Genomic DNA, 20,793 nt, shown 5'->3' with positions numbered 1-20,793 from the left:
AAATCCCACCGCATGGCCATTTTTTGCCTTACTTGGGTTTCGGACGGTAATAGCGCTTCCCCTTCAGCTTGTCAGGCAAGTGGACCTGATCCGTGGTCGCCGAGGGATCGTCATGGGCATATCGATAGCCACGGCCATAGCCGATATCCCGCAGGAGGGAGGTGACGGCATTGCGCAGGTGCAGAGGAACTTCAAGATTGCCGAATGCACGGGCATCCTGTAGGGCCTCCAGCAGTCCTACATACGAGGCGTTGTCCTTTGGACTGGTCGCCAAATAAGTCGTCCCCTGCGCCAGGTTGATTTGCGCTTCGGGAAGCCCCACTCGCTCGACAGCCTGGAAGACGGCCGTCGCGATGAGCAGGGCCCGAGGATCGGCGTTGCCGACATCTTCTGAGGCAAAAATGACCATCCGCCGTGCGATAAACTTAGGGTCTTCCCCTCCTTCCAACATTCTGGCCAGCCAATAGAGTGCACCATCCGGATCGGAATCCCGAAGACTTTTGATATAGGCCGAAATCAGGTTGTAATGCTCCTCGCCGCTCCGATCATATCGAAGGGCCTTCTTGAGCATCGCCACTTCTAAGGTCGCCTCGGTCACAGAGACACGGCCGTTGGGGCCGGGCGGTACCTGCATGACAAGAAACTCCAGCGCCGTGAGGGCCAAACGAGCATCCCCATTGCTAAAGGCGATCAAACGGCGGCGGGCGCCGTCTGATAATTCGGCCTGATACCGGCCGAGACCGACCTCGGTATTCGTCAAGGCCCGGTCGATGATGCGGGCCATCGCCTCATCAGATATAGGTTGCAACACCACTACGATCGAGCGGGATAGCAGTGGTGCAATGACTTCAAAGGATGGGTTTTCCGTCGTGGCGCCTAGGAGAATAATCGTGCCTTGCTCCACGTGGGGCAGGAACGCATCCTGCTGCGCCTTGTTGAATCGATGGATCTCGTCCACAAAGAGGATGGTGCGCTGATGGTACGTGACGCGCCGCCGCTCGGCGGCCTTCACAACTTCTCGCAGATCGGCGATCCCGCTGGTGACGGCAGAGAACAGAACGAATTCGGCTTTCGTATGGCGGGCAATGATCCTGGCGAGCGTGGTTTTACCGGTTCCTGGAGGCCCCCAAAGGATGACGGAAGATAACGTATCGCTCTCAATGGCACGTCGCAGTGGCCGATCCGAAGCGACGATGTCATCCTGCCCTACGAAATCGGCAAAATCCTGCGGGCGCATCCGTTCAGCGAGCGGCACACCCGTTTTATCGCTTGATTCCGGTATATGGAACAGAGAAGGACCGGAAGGGTGTTTTCCCATGGCGGGCTTCTCCCTTGACGCTGACCGGATTGTACAAGGCCGACAAACGACACCGCAACTTAGGTGATCAGCTTGACGCAATTTGATGCCCTATGTTAGTCCCGTGCGTACGCTATCGCATCACAAGGAACCGATGGACGCACATCTGAACGACATCCGCCTGCACTATATAGACGAGGGAACGGGCACGCCTGTGGTGCTGCTCCATGCGTTTCCCCTCAATCAGATGATGTGGGACCCGCAAATGGGTCCGTTCTCTGCGGGCTTCCGAACCATCGCCATTGATCTACGAGGACATGGAGAATCGGGTCAAGGCCGCACGCCCCATACACTCGAAGACTTGGCGACTGACATTGAACATCTTCTGGACCATCTGGATATTCAAGACGCGATCTTCGTCGGCCTCTCAATGGGCGGATATATCCTCATGGCTTTCTACCGACTCTATCCCGATCGAGTGAAGGGCCTGATCTTGGCCGATACGCGCGCGCAGGCCGATACGCCCGAAGGCCGTGCAGGCAGACTGGACATGATCCGTACAGCGGAGACTCACGGAACGAGCGCCATTGCAGATATCATGATTCCTCGCTTGCTCAGCGCCCGCACCATTAAGACGGATCCTGCGCTTGTCGAGAAAGTGCGCGGCATGATTCTGCGCAATCCGGTTGAAACCATTGTGGCTGATCTACGAGCCATGGCTGAGCGTCCTGATTCGGTTCCGCTGCTGGCACAGATTGCCCGGCCGACGCTCGTCGTCGTCGGAGAACTGGATCAAGGGACGCCCCCATCCGATGCTCGACTCATGGCCGACCGCATATCGGGTGCTCAGTTGGCAGTACTTCCGGCTGCCGCCCATTTGTCGAATCTTGAAGCACCGGAGGCCTTTAATCAGGCCGTGCTGTCGTTCGTCAAAGAGATTGTTTGACCCGCCTTCCTCGGAAGACGGGTCACGCTGATAAGGATTGCGAGGAAATGTATACAGGCGAGAGACCGGGGCGAACTCAACCGTGGTTGATGAGCTTGAGGAATTCTTCGCGAGTCTGCAGTTGGGTCCGGAACACACCCAACATGGAGCTGGTGACTGCCACTGTATTTTGTTTTTCCACGCCGCGCATCATCATGCATAGATGGCGGGCCTCCATGACGACGGCCACACCGTGCGCCTTGAGCTTGGATTGAAGCGTTTCTGCAATCTCCACTGTCAGTCGCTCTTGCACTTGCAGCCGCCGGCTAAAAGCATCCACCAACCGAGGGATCTTGCTCAACCCAACCACTTTCTTGTTCGGCATGTAGCCGACATGGCATCGTCCGAAAAACGGGAGCAGATGGTGTTCGCACATACTGAAGAAGTCGATATCCTTTACAATCACCATCTCGTCATACTCTATTGGGAAAAGGGCACCATTGAGCAGCGAGTCGATATTCTGCGTGTACCCGGCGGTCATAAATTGAAGCGCCTTGCTGACCCGCTCCGGCGTCTTGAGCAACCCGTTCCGTTTCGGGTCTTCGCCTAACACCACGAGCATCCGCTCCACCATATCCTGCAATTCTGCGGGGCGCCCATTGCCTCGCACATCCACCGTCCGCTGCATCGACTTTTTCGTCCGCGTGCTCATCTATTCTCCCACCCCAAAAAGAGCGTTTACATCACACGTGTGGGAGTGGCCGGACTCCCGCCTCTGCGCGCATGGACTGTGCACTTTCCAACCTGTGCGTCCCGCGAGCACAAGGGGAGTCCAACGACTCCCACATCCTTACCGCTCCGAATACTCAAAATAATTGTCGCGCGTCTCCACCAATCCAACCTTCTGTAAGGTACCGCCCGGAATTTTCGCCTCCAACAAATCCCAAATTAACCGGGCGACATTTTCACCCGTCGTGGTCCGATCGGAGAAGGCCGGATCGAGATTGAGATCCCGATGGTCGAAACGGTTCACGATGGTTTCAGTCACGATTCGATCCAGCGCCCCGACATCCGTGACCGTGCCGACTCGTGGTTCAATGGAGCCTCTCACACTGACATAGACCTGATAATTGTGGCCATGTCCATTCGCATTGTTGCATTTGCCGAAGATCTTCACGTTTTCCTCAGCCGACAGACATGCGGAATGAAGCCGGTGCGAAGCCGAGAACTTATAGCGACGGGTTAGTGTGGCGGTTTCAGACATATCTGGTCTCTCTCGACCGCTTCCTCCGACTCCTGAAACACCATGGGCCGGACGCAGCCCAACAGCCGCGAGTCCGGCCCACAATTACAGATCCAAGTTATGCGCTGAATGAACTTCCGCAGCCACAGGTCGTCTTGGCTTGCGGATTCTTGATCGCAAAGCCCGATCCTTGAAGGCTGTCGACATAATCAACTTCCGCGCCGCTCAAGAGAGGCGCACTTTGTGAATCCATGATGACTTTCACATCGCCCTTTTCAATGACGCTGTCATCTTCGCCGATCTTCGTCTCGAAAGCCATGCCGTATTGATATCCGTGACAGCCTCCACCACGCACGTACACCCGCAACCCGACCGTGTCCTTCTCTTCCTGCATCAATTCCTTGATCTTCTGTTCTGCAATCGGGGTAATCGTAACCATACTGTTCTCCTTATGAACGAGGTTTTCCTAATTCAGCCAAAGTCCGCTGCAACTCCTCCACCTTCTCCAGGTCCACCGACCCGGGGGCTTCCCATTTCTGTTCCGGCACGCGCACCACGACATCGCCCAGCACACGAGCTTGGCACCCCAGTCGATGCCATCGATCCGAAAGCGCTTCACGATCCAGAAGATCCTGTTCGTCAAAGTCGATTTCAGATAGATTCTCTTCTCCCAATTGCACTTCAACGCGGCAGGTCGTACACGAAGCATTGCCGCCACAGTCATGATTGAGGGCAAATCCCAAGGCTTCTGCGGCCTCCAGCAAGGATTGACCGCGGATCACCTCTCCGCTTTTCCCATCAGGATGAAGGAATGTGACTTTCGGCATGTTCAACATTATACCAAGTTCAGCCTCAGGCATGGGAACCGGCGACAACGCCGGCAGGCTGATACGGACAGCGCTTCATGGTGATGTGCTCTTCGAATTCATGCTTGAATAGCCGAAGGCTGCTTTGAACGAGGACAGCGGCGCCGGTCACCAGCGTGCAATAACCCGTCCCTTTGACGAATCCGCAGAGCTGCAGCAGGCTATCGAGGTCTTTTTGTGTCCCTTCACCATTCTCGATCTTCGTCATCAACGTGGCTAAGTTAATCGTCCCCATACGACACGACGGGCACTGGCCGCAGCTCTCCCCTTTAAAGAAATTCGAGAACTTCAACGTCTGCGCCACCATGCAAGTGGCATCGTCAACGACAATCACGCCTGCTGAACCCAGTCCGGTGCCGGCCTTCTTCAGAGAATCAAAATCCATGGCCAAATCCAGCTGATCGGCCGTGACCATTGAAAACGCGGGACCGCCGGGAAACACAGCCTTCACGTTTCGCCCACCTGGAATGCCTCCACCGCATTCATCGATGAGTTGACGAATGGTGATGCCCATGGGCTTTTCATAGACGCCCGGTTTATTCACCGCTCCGCTGAGCGAGAACATCATGGTCCCCGGACACTTCTCCGTGCCGACTTGCGTAAACCACGCGGCGCCCTTGCTTAGAATTCGCGGAATATTACACAACGTTTCGACATTGTTCACCAACGTCGGTTTTCCGTACAGACCGAAGTCAGTGGGATAAAACGGCGGCTTCTGACGAGGCATCGCGGGCCGACCTTGCATTGATTCCAACATCGCCGTTTCCTCGCCGGCCACATAGCTGCCGTGTCCCGAAAACAATTCAATGTCCAAATCCACTCCGGTCCCCAGAATGTTTTTTCCAAGAAACCCTTTCGCCTTCGCCTGTTCGATCGCCTTTTTCAGGTTGGCTTGCTCTTCATGATACTCGTGATTCACATAAATAAATGAGGCCTTGGCATTCACGGAGAACGAGGCTATGAGGCACCCCTCCAGCAGTTGATGCGGGTAGTGCTTTAAGAGATACCGGTCTTTGAAGGTGCCCGGCTCATGTTCGCCGGCATTACAGACGAAATAGCGTTCTTTGATGCGGTGATTGAGAACCTTGTCCCACTTGATCCCGGTGGGAAAGCCTGCGCCCCCTCGTCCCCGCAAGCCTGACTGTTTGAGTTCATTGACGATCGCCTCGCGAGCCATGCCCTGGACACACTTTTGCCAGGCCTGATATCCCCCCGTAGCGATATACGCTTCGATGTCGCTAGGAGGACCTTCGAGTTTTTGTAACAGTCGTGCTCCGTTGGCGTTCACGTGTCTCTCCAACAATGGGACTGAGTGGGGAATGCTTACTATAAGGGACCGCTTAACGAGCGTCAAGCCACCTTTGGGCTAAATGGGCCTTATTCTCAATCTGTTAGGCCATTAGGGGATAGAGGCTTCGCTGGAATAGGGCTTTTGGCTGGAGACAGCTACTGGATGTCTGTTCAGAAGCTTGTGTTGAACGAGATGCGCCTGGGAGTTCTATTCAGCCCACCGCGCGATGGCAGCATCAAGGACAAACATTGCCAGGAGTGCTTGTCGAAACGCACGCGAGCCCCGATAGCACGGTTCCAGTTTATCAGCTCGTGAAAGGTGTGCCACAGATCACCTCCATGAGCGGTCCCACGGCACTGCCTCGCTACCCCCTTGACATGGAGGTGGAGGAGCTCATCGTCTTCACCTTACGATCGGGACTTGAATCGGCTTTCAATAGTCGGAGTGATTTGTGCCTAGTGGAGGGATACACACATCTTCAATCAGTCCACGCTTCTATGTCAGGCCGCGTCGGCCTTCTAGGCCGACGCGGGACACCTTACCATTGAAGGCTTTACTTGAAATGAGCTGCGGCACCCATAAAGAACAGCATCGGGACCGAGAGCATGACATTCACGCGTGAAGCCAACAACGCCTTCCGTCCCAGTGCGGCCATTTCGGGTGGGGTCGGCTTGCCGGTCTCCGCCGATTCTTTCGTCATACGGATGATTTCACGCTGACAGGGCCAGATGATCGCATGCACATTGACCATCATAATAATTCCAAGAAGGGCGCCGATCCAAATGGCTTTATCCCCCGTGCCGGACAGGGAGGGATGCAACATGAAAATCAGGACGAGACCGGCCAGTACGGTGACGGTTGCCCCATGACGGAACCACCAGAGTGCACTCGGCATTAAGCGGGGGATGACGACCCCCTTTTGAGCGGCGTCCAATGACTTCAGGAAACCGGCATTGATCAGATTGAAGAAATACAACAATCCGATCCAGGTGATGCCGGCCAGAAAGTGGGTCCATCGAAAGATCTGTTCGATCCACGCCCCTGCGTCCGGCGCTCCACCCACCATCGCCAGCCACAGCACCAACAATACAACGGTTATCGCGAATCCTACACCGATCGTCTGGTACACATCTTCGAGAAATTTCATCGTCGTCCCCTATTCGGTTCAGTGCTCATGCTGCGGCTCAGTGTCTACCGTACGGTGAATGACCTTGTCAATAATTACGTGAGCACGCGGTCCACGGCACCACACAATTCTTTCACAGCCGCAGCGGAGGCGGCCAACGCCGCTCGCTCGTCCGACGTGAGCTCGTATTCAATCACCGCTTCAGCTCCGCGTTGGCCGAGTTTGACCGGTACACCCACAAACAACCCGTGAATACCATACTCGCCGTCACATCGCACCGCACACGGCAATATTTTCTTTTGGTCCTTGGTGATGGCTTCAATCATGTCCACGACCGCAGCGGAAGGCGCGTAATAGGCGCTGCCCGACTTCAAGAGGTTGACGATTTCCGCACCGCCGTCTCGCGTGCGCTTGATCAAGGCCTCCAGCCGCTCTTTCGGCAACCATTCGGCGATCGGCCGACCGGCGACCGTCGTATAGCGAACCAGCGGGACCATCGTATCGCCGTGCCCGCCGAGCACCATCGCGTGCACGTTCTCGACGGCGACATCCAGTTCGGCGGCAATGAACGACCGGAATCTCGCAGAATCCAGCACACCGGCCATCCCCAACACGCGCTCCTTCGGAAAGCCGCTCATTCGATGAGCGACATGCGCCATGGCATCCAAGGGGTTGGTGACCATGATCAATATGGCCTCCGGCGATCGCTTCGTCGCCTCTTTCACGACACCCTGGATGATCTTCGCATTCGTCGCGAGCAGCTCATCCCGGCTCATCCCCGGCTTGCGTGGGACACCGGATGTGATGACGACAATAGATGAACCATCGGTCCCATCAAAGGTGGTCGCACCCTGCAGTTGAGAGTCATACCCACAGATCGGGCCGGCCTGAGAAAGGTCCAGCGTCTTGCCTTGAGGAATGCCGTCGACGATATCGACCAACACTACGTCGTAACAATCTTTTTCAGCCAACCGCTGGGCCACCGTCGCGCCCACATTGCCGGCGCCCACTACTGTAATTTTTGACCGCATATTGCTCCCTCACTTCTCAATCTATATTGAAAGCCGACCGATGCCGACCTTCACCCCGGGCGTCGTTTCACCTGCCCGCCGCAAGCGTCATCGCACCGTGCACCGATCCGTGCGGTACCAAATCTGCTCCCCAAAGGCCCTCATTCCTACGGGATACCTTCTTTACTTGCGCGCTCCGCGAGCACGGAAATTGCCGCGTTTCTTCAGTGCCCTTCATGGCCCGTCCACCCACCGACCTTAAAGTTAATCGTGCAGACGAAATTCTCGCCGTCATAGAAATTCACTTTAATTTTCTTTTTTCCATAGGTCTTGGCAAGAAAGTCTTCGGGATGATCGATCAGTTCTTGGAACCCGCCTGGAGGATAGGTCCCGAGTTCAACAAACGTCACGATCATGCCGGACTTCACTTCTTCCAAAATCTTCGCCCAACAGCGAGGAAAAACTTCTACAAACTTGGCGTTGATTTCGTCCTTGGTCGGCTCGCCACGCTCTTCTCCGGGCACGACCTTATTGGAAAATTTGGCCAAGCGCCGCACATACGGATACTGGTGGCCGGTGAACAGCTTATAGAGCCACGGAGGCACGTTTTCTTGAGACTTATTAGACATTCTTGATTATTCTTTCATAAGTGTCGCTGTCTTTACGATGATCAGAAACATCATTTCTTATGAGACGAGAACCGAAGTAGAGTGGCTTTTTCAGCATCGCGCTATGCCGTCAGCCGTTGATAGATTCTCGGCAGCTTTTCCGGTAACGCCGCTGCATGATCGATGACTAGATAGCGCACGTCCCCATACATGCGCCTCACGTACTCATCGGCATCCCGGTCGACCGTGATACAGAACGGATGAATCCCCTGCCTGCGCACTTCTTGTAACGCCATCTTGGTATCTTCCAGCGCGTACTCATCCACATAGGCATCATCAAGCGGTTTCCCGTCGCTGATCAGTACCAGCAATCGCACGCGCGCCTCACGATTCTGTAATTTGCGTGCCGCATGACGGATCGCCGCCCCATCGCGATTCTGTTGAAGCGGCATCAGCCCGCCGATGCGCGACGAGGAGCGATTGAGCGGCTCGTCAAAATCTTTCAGCATGACGAAATCCACATGGCGGCGGCCGTGGCTGGAATATCCATAGATCGCATATTGATCCCCGATCGCTTCCAGCGCCTCGCACAATAAGACCAGGGCTTCTTTCTCGACATCGATGACACGCCGGTTATCGGCAGAGTCGATCTGGCGGCTGGTCGATCCGCTCAGATCCACCAGAAAGGTCACCGCCACTTCGCGCTCCCGCTTATCACGGCGAACATAGATCCGATCGGACGCATCCACGCCGGCACGCCGATCCACGATCCGACGGATCGTCGCATCGAGGTCCAGGTCTTCGCCATCCACCTGCGAAAACATCCGGCGTAGGCGGGACGGACGAAGGCTTTCGAAATAGCGCCGCAATACCCGGACTTCCGCTCCATGGGCGCCGATGGTCGCATCGACAAAGTCACTGTCTGTTTCCACCGGCGTGCGCTCGATGACCCGACACCATGCGGAACGGTAATCTTGAATCGCGCCATCCCATTCATCATAAAGAAATTCGTGGCTGTCCTGAGACCCGAATGTCGATTGCCTCTCCTGATCCTTGCTGTGATCGTGGCTCTCATCTGTGAAAGCCGGAGAAGGTGCACTTCCGCCTGCCAGTTCCTTGACCGATTCTCGACCCGCATGCGGAGCGCGATCGGCACCGGGATGCGATCCGGCAGAGCCGATTGCGGGATCAGTCGCATTCTTGTCTTCCGTCTCGTCTTCGCCGGTCCGATCCTTGACCATGGCAGGGTCCATGTCGCCGCGATACAGTAAGTTCGTCACAGGCCGGTATGTATTGGCTCCTTCTTCGGAGGCTTTTGAACCCGCATTGATCTCTGTATCGGAAGCCGACTCCTCCGGGCCATGATCAAAACGAGAACCCGCAACCAGGCCTTCCAACAGGACGTAGAGTCGGTCGGCCAGACGCACGGCATCTGCAGCGGTGGCGGCCATCGTGAGCACACTGCGACACATATTCCAAGCCTGTTCGACCACACCGGTCAACGCCTCCGGGACACGCACGGTGCGAGGATCCTGGGTCGACAGCAACAAGAGGCATTCCACCACCATTTCCCGAACCGTCATGCCATGTGTCAAGGATCGAGTCTGCACAGCCTCCTGAGCCAGGGAGGCCAAATCCCGGGCCAGGCCTGGGTATTCCTCCTGGAGCCGATGCTCAACCCTGGCATCTTCGACAATGGACCACAGGTCGCGCATGAGGCCGGGTTGGGGGTACAGCGCAAACACATCGGACAATGTCGTCTCGTGCGTCTTCCCGGACTCAGCTATTGACCGAGCATACCGCGATTGGACTGCCGCGATCAGATCCGCCAGCTTGTCCAATTGAAGATGATACGTCCCGAACTCCAGGTGGCCCGCTTCATGAGCCGCCATCACCGTGTACAGCCGCGCGTTTTCTACTTGTGTTGGATAGTGGCGCAGAAGACCGGGCAAGGAAATGATCCGCCCATCAGGACTGACAGTCGGTCGGCGTAGTGCGTTCGGTGCAGGGCCCTCAGTCTCTGGTAGGGAACGGATGAGGATCTCCGTGCCGCAGAGGCCTTCCGCAAAGAACTTGAGGGAACGGGCCACACGACGCAACGGCACTCCGCTCATGGCCTGCTCGATGGACGCGAGCGCCTTATGGGTCTCCGATGCGAAATAGGCGCGACCGCCGTCGACACTGAACGCAAGCACCTCCATGCCGGCCTTGTACCACTCCTCGAACTTGGCGCGCGCATCAGGCACGTCGCCGATCAATTCCAGCAGCTCGGGACAACGCCGCATATAGCTCAACGTCGCTTCGGAGTCCCGTTCGGCGACAAACTCCGCATAGTGCAGAATCCGGACCTGCCACTCTTCCGAGGCGATGCGCAGCAGTAGGGATGCGCTTTCGGCGAGAAACGAAATAGCCTGCTGCGGATCCCGAACCGCAAGGGCCGACCCGAGATCAATGACCTGTGTTCGCACGGCGGCACTGTCGATCTCACCGAGGATGGCCGGACTGCTACGGAAGAACTCGAGGGTGCCCATATAGTCGGGCTTGCCGAGACTATTCTGAGTGATCAGCTTGGTTCCGAAGCCGACCCAGGCCCGCACGTGACTGAGTGAAATCACTTTGGCGACCGCAGGGCTCTGTCGAAAGAATTCGATGCCGGGCACAAAATCCCAGCGCACGAGTTCCATACCGACTTCACACCATGCGGCAAGATCGGCGGGCGGAAGAACGGTCACTAATTCGGGTGCGGTTCGAAAAAACTCCAGGGCCGCAGTCGCATCATGTTCAGCCAATTCCAATGCTTGCCTCAACACCGTGTGCCGGGCAGGCGCGGTGTCGATCAATCCAAGCATTAAGGGACTCTCTTTGAAATACCTCATGGCGACCGCACCGGACGACTCGGCCAGCGCCGTTCCCAGATCGAGCCAAGGCACGATCGCATCGGTCACGTGGCGGCGTGCCATCTCCGGAAATGCTTCCATGGCGTAGGCTGAGGCCTTGGTCGAGATGTCTTGCAATTCATCGAGCAAAACGAGCACGGCTGAAAGGACATCGGGGCGACCAGCCGAGGTCAGGAGCTCTTCGGTTATAGCGACGGCGGTTTCCCGGCCATTGTGCTCCGACAGCCGCGCAATCAACTGTTCAGGTAAGGAAATGGACATGGAAATCTGAATGGTCTCTCGTTGGCGTGTAGAATGCGGATTGTAAAGAAGCGGTCTGCGCTTTGTAAACTAGCCACGCACGAAGACTGTGACTTGCCTGTCCTTGACCCTCCTTGAAACAATCGTTATTCTGTAAGCCCCTAACTGACTCACGGCTGCCTTTTCTAGACGGATGATGAATCAGATTGAGTACAGTACGAAAAGTAACGTCAGTGCGCCATTGACCGGCTTTTGGTATCCCGCGCTGCTCTCATCAGACCTCCGGCCAGGCGCGATGAAGGCCCAAACGCTTCTTGGCATGCCGCTCGTACTCTGTCGGGATAAACAAGGCGGTGTCGCGGCGCTCCGGGATATTTGTCCGCATCGCGCCATGCCTCTTTCTTTTGGGTGCTTCGATGGCCAGCGGATCGAATGCTCGTACCACGGTTGGCAATTTGATATGACGGGAACGTGCCGGCATATTCCCGCACTCGTTGAAGGCTCGCCGGTGAAGCCCGAGAAAATCGGTGTGGCGAGCTATCCCTGCCGAGATCAAGATGGTTATGTCTGGGTCTACGTGCCCGATAGGCAGGGCATCCCTGAAACGGTTCCGGATGTCCCCCGCCTCCCCGTCTTGTCCGAATCCTACAGGCTGTTTCATATCTCCACCACTTTGAAGTGCACCATCGATAACGGTATCGTGGGACTCATGGATCCCGCTCATGGCCCCTTCGTCCATCAAAGCGTGTGGTGGCGGAGCCGGGACAGCATCCATGAGAAGGCAAAAGCCTTTGAGCCGATTCCCAACGGATTCCGTATGACGGCCCATGCACCATCGCGAAACAGCGGCCCTTATAAGTTATTAGGGCTTTCCGGCCCCATTTCGACCACGATTGATTTCATCTTGCCGAATCTGCGTTTGGAACTGGTCCGGGCCGGTCGCTGGTGGATCTCGACGCGAGCGGCAGTGACACCGATTACACAAGACGAATGCCGGATCGACTTTTGTGCCGCCTGGAATATTTTGCCTTGGCTGCCTTTTTCCAAAAGCCTGTTCCGGATTTTTGCACGCATTTTTCTGGATCAGGACAAACGGGCGATGGAACAACAGTCAGTCGGCCTCAAACATTCGCCACCCATGATGCTGTTGGATGATGCCGACACGCCGGCAAAATGGTATTTCAAATTGAAGGCGGCCTATCTGGCCGCTCGTCTGCATGGCGGCCCGATCGAGCATCCGCTAAAGGAACCGGTCATCCTTCGGTGGCGAAGCTGACCATTGCGCATTGTGAATTCTTAATTTTGAATTGAGCTAGGTGGGACGATGGCCGAACCAAATAAAGACAGTCTCGATAAAATGTGGAAGTTCGTCAAGGGCTTCGCGGACAAAAGCGGCACGACCTTTCACCCCACCCCAGCCGTAACGGAATCGGTGGTCAATGGCCTGGCCGCGCATGTCGATGAGCTAGGAAAACCCCTCTGCCCGTGCAACTTTTATAAGGACAAGCAGGCGGAAGCGAAGTTGCGACGATGGATCTGCGCGTGCGACGAAATGCAGATCTACAAGTATTGCCACTGTCTGTTATTCGTACGCGAAGATGGCATGCCGATCACCGAATATTTGCCCGAAGACCACGAAGGACGGCAGATCTATGGGTTGATTACCGATCCGACACCCGACAAAGGACGCGCGCTCCGCCATCGAGCGCCCGCGGCCATTCCCTCGACTCCTTCTGCGGATGGTATGCCCTCGAAACGCATACCGAACCAATAGAGGCTATTGAAAGATCGCCCGTCCGCCCGCTGCCTGCTCCTGGCCGTCTTCTCCTTGGTTTGTGGTACGTTGTCGTATCACTTGATCGCCATGGCTGCTCTCGACCCGACACAGTTTCCTCCAATCACCGATTTGGCGCGTCGCCTGCAAACACATGTGCAATTTCTGGCCAGCGCCGAGCTGAAAGGTCGAAAGCCCGGCACGCCCGGCCATCGGAAAGCCGCCGACTATATCGTGACGGAGTTTCAAAAGGCCGGTCTCCAGCCTCTCGATTCATTGAATGGTTATCGCCAAACCGTCTCTCAAGAACTGGGCGACAATCTCATCGGCATTCAGTCCGCCTCACAGTCGCGTGAGGCAGGCTGGATCCTCATCGGCGCGCATTACGATCACCTCGGCGGGCCATACCTCGGTGCCGACGATAATGCCTCGGCCTTGGCAATTCTTCTCGAACTCGCCCGATCGTTGCCGTCGCTCAACAACCATCCGGTCATGTTGGTCGCCTTTAATACGGAAGAGGCCCCATACATACGAACAGGGCTGATGGGCTCGCAGCACTTTGCCAATCATCTTCCCGTCGAGATCGGCTCGCTCTCTCGCTTTCAAGCCGCCATCATCATGGATCTCATGGGTGGTGTCCATTGGGAGCCGTTGCAAAAGATCATCTTTGCGGCCGGAGCAGAACACAGTCCCGGCCTCTACCGTCGCGTGAAGGACGCGGCGAAGGACGGAACGATCGCTCCACTCACCGTCCATCCAGTTGGTCTGCATCTGGTAGAAGAGATTCCCTTAATCGGTCGAGTCGCCTTCAGCGATTACGATGCGTTCAGAAATGCCTCGGTCCCATTCCTCTTTCTCTCCGCCGGCCGCACCCCGCGCTACCATCAGCCCTCCGATCTGCCGAACACGCTTCATTACGAGCGGATGGCGTCAACCGTCCACTGGCTTCAGCATCTGATCTTCTCGATCGATCAAGACAAGGAGCCGTATCGGTTTGAGAACGATCGCCTGGAATTCAGCGACGAAGTCGACGCCTTCCGTCCGCTGACGATCAAAGCGGCCGAAGAAGCCACCAAAATTCCAGGCACCTCCTCTCTCTCACTCTGGAAACTGAAACAAGACCGCAACTGGCTGGAACGACTTGATCCGTCAAAGGCCACGCCGGAAGACGTGAAAAGGATGGAACGACTCTCAATCAGAATGCAGTGCCTGCTAAGCAATATGCCGGGATGTTTTTTACTTTAAACGACGATTGGCATTTATCGTAGGGTTCGCGCGCCAGCAACAGCGACCGAAAACAAGTGGGATCGCTTTAGATGTCTTCGAGAATCAGCTTCTTTTGATCGTTTCACCAAAGCCCCGACATTCATATCATCAAGTGATGCGAATTGCATCTTGATTCGAATTGCAGTACATTCACATCATTAATTGATGCGAATTCGATAGATGTATATATGGGAACTTTCAGAATGGCCACACTTCCGATGGGACGCCGATCGCCTGGCTGAGCCATTAGCCAATGCCCATTTTAAGGAAGGTTTTTTTGTAGCTACTATGGCGCGGCTCGGCTTTGCGGATCGTAGCAAAGCTGAAGTTGCGGCTCTTACTGAAGAGGCGATCAAGACTTCAGAAATTGAAGGCGAGAGTCTCAACCATGAAAGTGTGCGCTCCTCTATAGCGCGCCGCCTTGGCGTTCCGAACGCGGCCGTTGGAGTTGAGGACCGACGTGTTGAAGGAATTGTAGAGATCACGCTCGATGCTACCAAGAACTTCAGCTCTCCTCTCACGTGCGAACGTTTGTTCGGCTGGCACGCTGCGTTATTTCCGAGCGGTTTTTCAAGACTCCGTAGAATTAAGACCGGTGCATGGCGTGATGACGCCGAAGGTCCACTGGAAGTTAAGTCAGGGCCTTTTGGAAATGAGAAAGTTCACTTTCAAGCGCCTCCTGCCGAACGAATAGAAGCGCAGATGAACGCTTTCTTGACTTGGTTCAATGAGCCGCTAAGAACTGATGCCATCATAAAGGCTGCTATCGCTCATCTATGGTTCGTGACAATTCACCCCTTCGAAGATGGCAATGGCCGAATCGCCCGCGCGCTCGCCGATATGGTCTTAGCGCGCTGGGACAAATCGCCTCAACGATTCTATAGCTTGGCCAGCATTATTCGCCGAGAACGACCTGAATATTATGCCTCACTGGAAGCCACGCAGCGCGGCGATCTAGAGATTACTGAAAGGCTCTTGTGGTTCACAGAGTGCTTTTCGAAAGCCATTGACGCAGCTGAAGCTGCATGCGAGACAGTCCTGCGTAAGGCTGATTTCTGGCAACGCAATGGATCTGCCCGTCTCAACGAACGCCAGAAGCTCATGCTTAATAAAGTCCTGGATGGCTTTACAGGCAAGTTAACCGCTCGCAAGTGGTCGATCATTACAAAGACCTCTATGCCTACCGCTCAGCGCGACATTAAAGAACTTATTGACCTTGGGTTGCTTATCCGTAATGAGGGAGGAAGCAAGAACACCAGCTATAACATCGCTTCACCATGACACTGTATCTCCCTGAAGAATGTGGCATGTTCTACCCCCTCATGACGCCAAAGAATGTTGCCGAGCTTGGTCCATCAAAAGTACTACGCCGATAGCGGCGTACAAGACCTGACCCCACTAAGCCATCTCCTATAGCCAAAGGTGCCTAGGCAATCCTTCAACACGTCTGACTTCTGCGATGGACGACGTACGTTGCTATGTTTCAGATAGACTGACACTTTCAAAGACCTTGAAGTACGACTAAAGATGTTTTCTCCCTTCGAGTCACGCTTTAGCAAAGCCGAATTACTGGAGAAATTGCGGGCCGCGTGCCAGTGGGCATGGCTCACGGTAATGTCGCCGATCCAGCCGCCAGAACTTTCATTTCTTGAAACGCCTTCTCGGCCGATTCAAGATAGCGTGGCCGCTTGCATTGGATATCGAACTCAATCTCAGGGTTGCCTTGAAGAAGCGCGGGACCAAGTACTCGGCGCAACAAATCCGGGACTCGGAATCATAGCTCTGGACCTATCGCTTCTGGTCCGTCCGCCCAACACCGTCCTTGAAAAGGTCTCGACCTTGGAGGCTTCGGAGTGCGTCAGTCATCTTCTGCAAAATCACGTTGTACCAGCGGGGGTGATAGCCGGCACGGAGATCACGCATCCTTGGAGTACTAGGGAGAGCAAGAATCCCGTTAATGCTCAGGCGGCAGTCGGTAATTTTATCCGCTCAAGGTCAGCCCTATACTTTCTTTACCCCTTTCGCTGTGGGCGAAACAGCGGCAGCGGTTAATCCCGCTAGCGTCCACGGCCCGGTCTTGAAGAGCATCGGAAAGCTAATCGACGATTTGCTAAAACAAGAGATGAACCCTTGCAAGGGCCTAACAACGGCAGGACACATGCGTTTGTGAACGTCCTGAGTAATTAGTGGCAGTGGGGTCGTCTGCTTATTACTATCTTATTACTATTCGCCGTTCCGCTGGCTAATACAGTTAAGTCTTGCACAGAAAGACCATGACTTGTTGGCGGGTCACTGAAGGTAAGCCCTCCAGGAAGTCATCAATGGACTCACCGGCTTTCAGGTAGTCGAGCAATGTCAATGGCCAAACAACGAGGAGCAGGTCATCTTTCTTGTATCAGGGCTGGTTTGCCAATCGTCTGACTATCGCGTAATGCAGGTTTACGTAATCGGCAACCTGTCTTTGGCTATATCGTAACGATGGACCGCCTCGACAATCCGTGCTTCCCGCTTGGCTTTGGCGCTCTTTCCTTCAAAGAACATCCTCAGTGTAGGCTGGTCCAGATACTTCTGGTTTCTGGCTTCGCCCGATTTCCGCAATCACCACAGCCCACTCCGAAGATGTCTGCTCGAGCCTTGCCCCGGGGGGTGGTCACATGGTAAATCGCGCCGTCAAATTCTATCTTAACGGACGAGCCATGATCCATCAGAACTATCATAATGGGTGATGGCAAGATACAAGACCTGGCCCCAAGACTGCTGACCCCAAGACTGACCTCACGTTGGTAACCAGTAATGACAGACCTTGCGGTCGATTGAGGCTTCAGGACCTATTGCGCTTGTGTTTCGGATTCAGCATTTCCATGGCACCACGGCTTCATCTTCGCCTCGCCACCCTTGCCACCATCGCCTCGAATATGTTCCTCCATAACCGCAAAGATTTAGAACGATAAGCTCCAGGTACCAAAGTCCTAACTGCTTAGCTTCATACATCATACGGGTGCGGCCTAAGTCGGCCATATCCTTCTGGCGCGTTTGTGTAGGGTGGACAATCCCGTTCCGAAGCTTGGTGAGAAGATCAGCCCGTCCAGCGAAGAAAAAACCTGTTTGGCCTTGTTCAAATGAATCATTTCTTCTGGAATCTCTATGGGAATACTAAGACCGACCAATAACACTCTTAGCCGATCGGCAGCCTTTTTCTTTCTATACTTCCCGAGGTGTTGTCCGGTTTGATCCGTAATAAAGTAGGTCCAAGCCAAGGTTTCCAAAGCTAATTGCGTTAGGACGATGCTTCCCTCTGCAATTTCTGTCAGAGCATTTGAATGGACGTACCAATCAATTGCACGTGCCAATGACTCTTTCCAGAATGTATCTTTCCATCTTTGGATGAACCCATGAAACAGTTCATTCAATTCCTCATCTATCTTCATCGGAAACCATGACCTAACAGGTTTCCATGGAGTTAGACGTTTATCGGACCAATTCTCTAAGCTATTACCATTTTTATTCCCCCCGATTAACAAAATAGGACCCGTCCAGAAGCCGCGGGCAAATGAGAAAAAGAAATGGAGCCCTTCGAGGAGAGAAGAAATATCATTCAAACAAAACTGACCTGAATGGATTCACTGATTTGTCCAACGTGTGTAATACAGAACCCGCGCTCAACCTCCATCTTTTTATTTCTTTCACTCCTCACCTTATCGACCACTACTTGCCATTCATCATCATTTAGGGTCAATCGACTGAGCGTGCAAGCGCGCATATTTCGCAGAGGAAACCCAATGTAGTCATGAAAATTTTTTAAGGGGAAAGAGTACGCGATGCGCAGCGGAGTCAGACTGTGTTTGGAACGGTTCAAGAAAAACTCCTTCGAGAAAGGCTATCCCATTTTTCCAGTTCGATTTCGTAATCCATACTTTAAAAGGCAATCCCACTCCTGGGGCCGAGATGGTTACCTCGCCTGGACTGATTGGAAGGCTACTGTTCAAATTGCTATTGAATGCCACTTTGCATTGAGGCAAATACCGTAATGCAATTTCGGCTTTCTTCATCAGCATCGGATTTTCTTCTCGCGGCAAATGTAGATGAAGTGGCCCCCTATAAAGTGAGATAGGTTTGTTCAGAGCCTTGGTTTTGTAACGAGGTATAAGCGCTTTTGGCATATTCTTGAGTCGCTTCTCGACAGGATCAAGATCTTTTCGCTCCTTTTTCACCATTTGCCCCCGGATATCTGATTCTACGTTCGCCCCATTATCTCCGTTCCCGAGGGAAAGGGGGAGTCGAGCGCGATTGCGCGCATCCAACGAGCACCGTCTTGGCGTGCGCGTTGTGCGAGCACAGTCCCTCGACCTAGGCCTATCCCGCCTCTTATTCCCATCCCACCGGCTCATACCCCCGTTTCCTCCAAGCACGGATCCACAAAATTGATATACCCTTGCCTGATACTAGAGCTATGGCCCACAGCGAACTAACTTTCGATATGCATCACAATCCCCGGCTTCGCAGACGGAAGAGCAGCGAGGAGTTTTGGGACAAGTCGTTGGAGATCTGCAAGGCGGTTGGTGCGAGCATGTAATACGACAACCGCGATATGGTAGGAGACAAGATTTTGTTGAAACGATAGATTGCGATCGACTGTGATGAACACGCCAAATTGTTCAGCGGCGAGCTTGAGCAATTCGCCGTTCTTAAGAGCGACCCATCCCATTTGACGAGTCGTCTTGACATCATGCCCGGCACTGTCGCGTGACAGTCGCCAATCGATGCACTCGTCGAGAAGCACCTTCACGATGCTGCGGAAACGAGACGATCCTTGGCTTCTTCTAGGAACGCAATCACTTGTTGGCGGGTCACTGAGGGGAAGCCCTCGAGGAAGTCATCGATGGATTCCCCGGCTTCCAGGTACTCGAGCAATGTCTGTATAGGAACCCTAGTACCGTAAAATACTGGAGTTCCACCCATGACATCAGAATTGCGAGAAATCACTGGTTGCTTCATGGCCTTAGGGTACTACCAGACTGGGCGGGGATGCAAATTTTGGCGGCTGACTTTGCTTTCCATACGCTTTTACTCACACGGGAACGACCAGAGCTGCGGGTTCAACCTGCACGTTCGTTTCACCGACCCACACCAGGCGCGGAGAACCCGCCCCTTCGCGGGCGAGCACATTCCTATCGTGCGCGTTGCGCGAGCAAGACAGGGCGGTCAGGCCGTCCTCTCTCTTCGACTTTACTCTTTACAAACTCTCATTCCCGCGGGGACGGGCTGGGGTCAAGCGCCAACTGCGCGCATCGACCGAGCACATTCCGATTGTGCGCGGTCTGCGAGCACAGCGCTTGCCCCAGCCTCGCCCCGCCTCCCAGGCCGTCTTTTCAACACTCCACATCCCGAGAGGGCAACCTGACTGCCCTTCACTGCGCGCATGCAACGAGCACATTCCTATCGTACGCGTTGTGCGAGCAAGCAGGGCGGTCAGGTTGCCCTCTCTCCTCACTCCCATCCCACCGGCTCATACCCCCTCTCCTTCAAACACCGATTGACAAAGTTAATATAGCCTTGCCCCGGCTTTGGACGACTGAACAGGCCGCGCAGCAATCCGATGGTCGCGCCGCTGGCGGCCCCGATGGCTGAGCCATGTCCCGCCGCGCCATAGATTGCGCCGCCGACCGCGCCACCCGCGGCTCCGACGCCGGCACCAACTGCCGTACTGCCGGCTACTTGCCCCGCCTTGCCTGCACCAGGCTTCGCCCCGGCTGCCTCCGCCATTTCCCGGCACGCTGCGATGTCTTGCGTGGCTGTATCCTGTCCCACGGTTTTGAAATGGTCGTTGGGGTAGAGGATCGGTTTGGGTCCTGCACAGGCCGAGAGGAATAGGGTAAGCACGCAGATTGCGCTTCCGGTGCCCTGTCTCGTCATCGATTACCTCCTGGAACTTTGTCGAGCTTGAAGGCGGCTAGAACCTGCGCAGTGGCCACGCCCTTCACCAGCACGCGCTTGCGCCGCGCACCATGTCCGGCGCGGATAATCACCTGGCTCATCGGTACAGCCAATTGTTCACTGAGAAATCGGCACAAGGCTTCATTGGCCGCGCCATCGACAGGTGGCGAGGCAATACGGACTTTTAGCGCGTCGCCATGCAAGCCGGCATAATTCGAGCATGAGGCATTGGGCTGGACGTGGATGGTCAGGAGTACGCCTTCAGCGCTGTCCTGTATGGGAGCGTGGTGAGAGCTAGGCATGCAGCCGCGGCTCG

Annotated in this window: 22 protein-coding genes; 5 read left to right on the top strand and 17 right to left on the bottom strand. The window is 54.9% G+C overall.

Going from position 1 to position 20,793, the window contains the following annotated elements; all coding sequences use genetic code 11:
- Nucleotides 1-28: 28 nt before the first annotated feature.
- On the bottom strand, nucleotides 29-1,318 hold the full coding sequence (locus tag ACWHYZ_RS04535) for a replication-associated recombination protein A (protein ID WP_447986100.1): 1,290 nt from the start codon (nucleotides 1,316-1,318) through the stop codon (nucleotides 29-31).
- Between the two features lie 133 nt (nucleotides 1,319-1,451).
- Here ACWHYZ_RS04535 and ACWHYZ_RS04530 point away from each other — a divergent pair, with 133 nt between their 5' ends.
- Nucleotides 1,452-2,243, top strand: a complete 792-nt coding sequence (locus ACWHYZ_RS04530) for an alpha/beta fold hydrolase (RefSeq protein WP_447986099.1) — start codon at nucleotides 1,452-1,454, stop codon at nucleotides 2,241-2,243.
- Between the two features lie 76 nt (nucleotides 2,244-2,319).
- Here ACWHYZ_RS04530 and folE read toward each other — a convergent pair whose 3' ends face one another.
- The 9 genes from folE to ACWHYZ_RS04485 form a co-directional block, all read right to left on the bottom strand.
- A complete protein-coding gene (gene folE, locus ACWHYZ_RS04525) occupies nucleotides 2,320-2,856 on the bottom strand; it encodes a GTP cyclohydrolase I FolE (protein WP_447987516.1) in 537 nt (178 codons plus the stop codon).
- Between the two features lie 216 nt (nucleotides 2,857-3,072).
- Complete coding sequence (locus ACWHYZ_RS04520) at nucleotides 3,073-3,486, bottom strand: 6-carboxytetrahydropterin synthase (protein WP_447986098.1); 414 nt, start codon at nucleotides 3,484-3,486, stop codon at nucleotides 3,073-3,075.
- 97 nt (nucleotides 3,487-3,583) lie between these two features.
- A complete protein-coding gene (gene erpA / locus ACWHYZ_RS04515) occupies nucleotides 3,584-3,904 on the bottom strand; it encodes an iron-sulfur cluster insertion protein ErpA (RefSeq protein WP_447986097.1) in 321 nt (106 codons plus the stop codon).
- Nucleotides 3,905-3,914: 10 nt separating this feature from the next.
- The gene (locus tag ACWHYZ_RS04510) at nucleotides 3,915-4,292 is read right to left on the bottom strand and encodes a 2Fe-2S iron-sulfur cluster-binding protein (RefSeq protein WP_447986096.1); all 378 of its coding nucleotides are present in this window, start codon (nucleotides 4,290-4,292) and stop codon (nucleotides 3,915-3,917) included.
- 25 nt (nucleotides 4,293-4,317) lie between these two features.
- Nucleotides 4,318-5,619, bottom strand: a complete 1,302-nt coding sequence (gene nuoF, locus ACWHYZ_RS04505; RefSeq protein ID WP_447986095.1) for an NADH-quinone oxidoreductase subunit NuoF — start codon at nucleotides 5,617-5,619, stop codon at nucleotides 4,318-4,320.
- Between the two features lie 556 nt (nucleotides 5,620-6,175).
- Nucleotides 6,176-6,769, bottom strand: a complete 594-nt coding sequence (locus ACWHYZ_RS04500) for a urate hydroxylase PuuD (protein WP_447986094.1) — start codon at nucleotides 6,767-6,769, stop codon at nucleotides 6,176-6,178.
- Between the two features lie 74 nt (nucleotides 6,770-6,843).
- Nucleotides 6,844-7,779, bottom strand: coding sequence for a malate dehydrogenase (gene mdh / locus ACWHYZ_RS04495; RefSeq protein ID WP_447986093.1), 936 nt, complete (start codon nucleotides 7,777-7,779; stop codon nucleotides 6,844-6,846).
- 203 nt (nucleotides 7,780-7,982) lie between these two features.
- Nucleotides 7,983-8,387 carry a hypothetical protein gene (locus tag ACWHYZ_RS04490; RefSeq protein WP_447986092.1) on the bottom strand — a complete coding sequence of 135 codons (405 nt, stop codon included), beginning with the start codon at nucleotides 8,385-8,387 and terminating at the stop codon, nucleotides 7,983-7,985.
- Nucleotides 8,388-8,488: 101 nt separating this feature from the next.
- A complete protein-coding gene (locus ACWHYZ_RS04485; protein WP_447986091.1) occupies nucleotides 8,489-11,524 on the bottom strand; it encodes a VWA domain-containing protein in 3,036 nt (1,011 codons plus the stop codon).
- Nucleotides 11,525-11,696: 172 nt separating this feature from the next.
- On the opposite strand from ACWHYZ_RS04485, the gene ACWHYZ_RS04480 reads away from it, so the two are divergent.
- From ACWHYZ_RS04480 to ACWHYZ_RS04465, 4 genes are all read left to right on the top strand, one after another.
- Nucleotides 11,697-12,779, top strand: coding sequence for a Rieske 2Fe-2S domain-containing protein (locus ACWHYZ_RS04480; RefSeq protein WP_447986090.1), 1,083 nt, complete (start codon nucleotides 11,697-11,699; stop codon nucleotides 12,777-12,779).
- Between the two features lie 48 nt (nucleotides 12,780-12,827).
- A complete protein-coding gene (locus ACWHYZ_RS04475; RefSeq protein WP_447986089.1) occupies nucleotides 12,828-13,277 on the top strand; it encodes a ferredoxin-thioredoxin reductase catalytic domain-containing protein in 450 nt (149 codons plus the stop codon).
- Between the two features lie 90 nt (nucleotides 13,278-13,367).
- Nucleotides 13,368-14,522, top strand: a complete 1,155-nt coding sequence (locus ACWHYZ_RS04470; protein ID WP_447986088.1) for a M28 family peptidase — start codon at nucleotides 13,368-13,370, stop codon at nucleotides 14,520-14,522.
- Between the two features lie 201 nt (nucleotides 14,523-14,723).
- A complete protein-coding gene (locus ACWHYZ_RS04465) occupies nucleotides 14,724-15,824 on the top strand; it encodes a DUF4172 domain-containing protein (RefSeq protein ID WP_447986087.1) in 1,101 nt (366 codons plus the stop codon).
- A 970-nt stretch (nucleotides 15,825-16,794) separates the two neighbouring features.
- On the opposite strand, the gene ACWHYZ_RS04460 is transcribed toward ACWHYZ_RS04465, so the two are convergent.
- From ACWHYZ_RS04460 to ACWHYZ_RS04430, 7 genes are all read right to left on the bottom strand, one after another.
- A complete protein-coding gene (locus ACWHYZ_RS04460) occupies nucleotides 16,795-16,923 on the bottom strand; it encodes a DUF433 domain-containing protein (RefSeq protein WP_447987515.1) in 129 nt (42 codons plus the stop codon).
- Nucleotides 16,924-17,548: 625 nt separating this feature from the next.
- Nucleotides 17,549-18,142 carry a hypothetical protein gene (locus ACWHYZ_RS04455; RefSeq protein ID WP_447986086.1) on the bottom strand — a complete coding sequence of 198 codons (594 nt, stop codon included), beginning with the start codon at nucleotides 18,140-18,142 and terminating at the stop codon, nucleotides 17,549-17,551.
- A 186-nt stretch (nucleotides 18,143-18,328) separates the two neighbouring features.
- Complete coding sequence (locus tag ACWHYZ_RS04450) at nucleotides 18,329-18,844, bottom strand: hypothetical protein (protein WP_447986085.1); 516 nt, start codon at nucleotides 18,842-18,844, stop codon at nucleotides 18,329-18,331.
- 164 nt (nucleotides 18,845-19,008) lie between these two features.
- The gene (locus ACWHYZ_RS04445; RefSeq protein WP_447986084.1) at nucleotides 19,009-19,329 is read right to left on the bottom strand and encodes a DUF5615 family PIN-like protein; all 321 of its coding nucleotides are present in this window, start codon (nucleotides 19,327-19,329) and stop codon (nucleotides 19,009-19,011) included.
- On the bottom strand, nucleotides 19,326-19,538 hold the full coding sequence (locus ACWHYZ_RS04440) for a DUF433 domain-containing protein (RefSeq protein ID WP_447986083.1): 213 nt from the start codon (nucleotides 19,536-19,538) through the stop codon (nucleotides 19,326-19,328). The genes ACWHYZ_RS04445 and ACWHYZ_RS04440 overlap by 4 nt, the downstream gene beginning before the upstream one ends.
- 492 nt (nucleotides 19,539-20,030) lie before the next feature.
- Complete coding sequence (locus tag ACWHYZ_RS04435; protein ID WP_447986082.1) at nucleotides 20,031-20,456, bottom strand: glycine zipper family protein; 426 nt, start codon at nucleotides 20,454-20,456, stop codon at nucleotides 20,031-20,033.
- Nucleotides 20,453-20,779, bottom strand: coding sequence for a DUF167 domain-containing protein (locus tag ACWHYZ_RS04430; RefSeq protein WP_447986081.1), 327 nt, complete (start codon nucleotides 20,777-20,779; stop codon nucleotides 20,453-20,455). Before ACWHYZ_RS04430 ends, ACWHYZ_RS04435 begins: the two co-directional genes overlap by 4 nt.
- Nucleotides 20,780-20,793: the final 14 nt, after the last annotated feature.

This window comes from Nitrospira sp. Nam74, from assembly GCF_965152615.1.
Note: the sequence above shows the minus strand (reverse complement) of the source record. Positions and strands in the feature narration are given on the sequence as shown.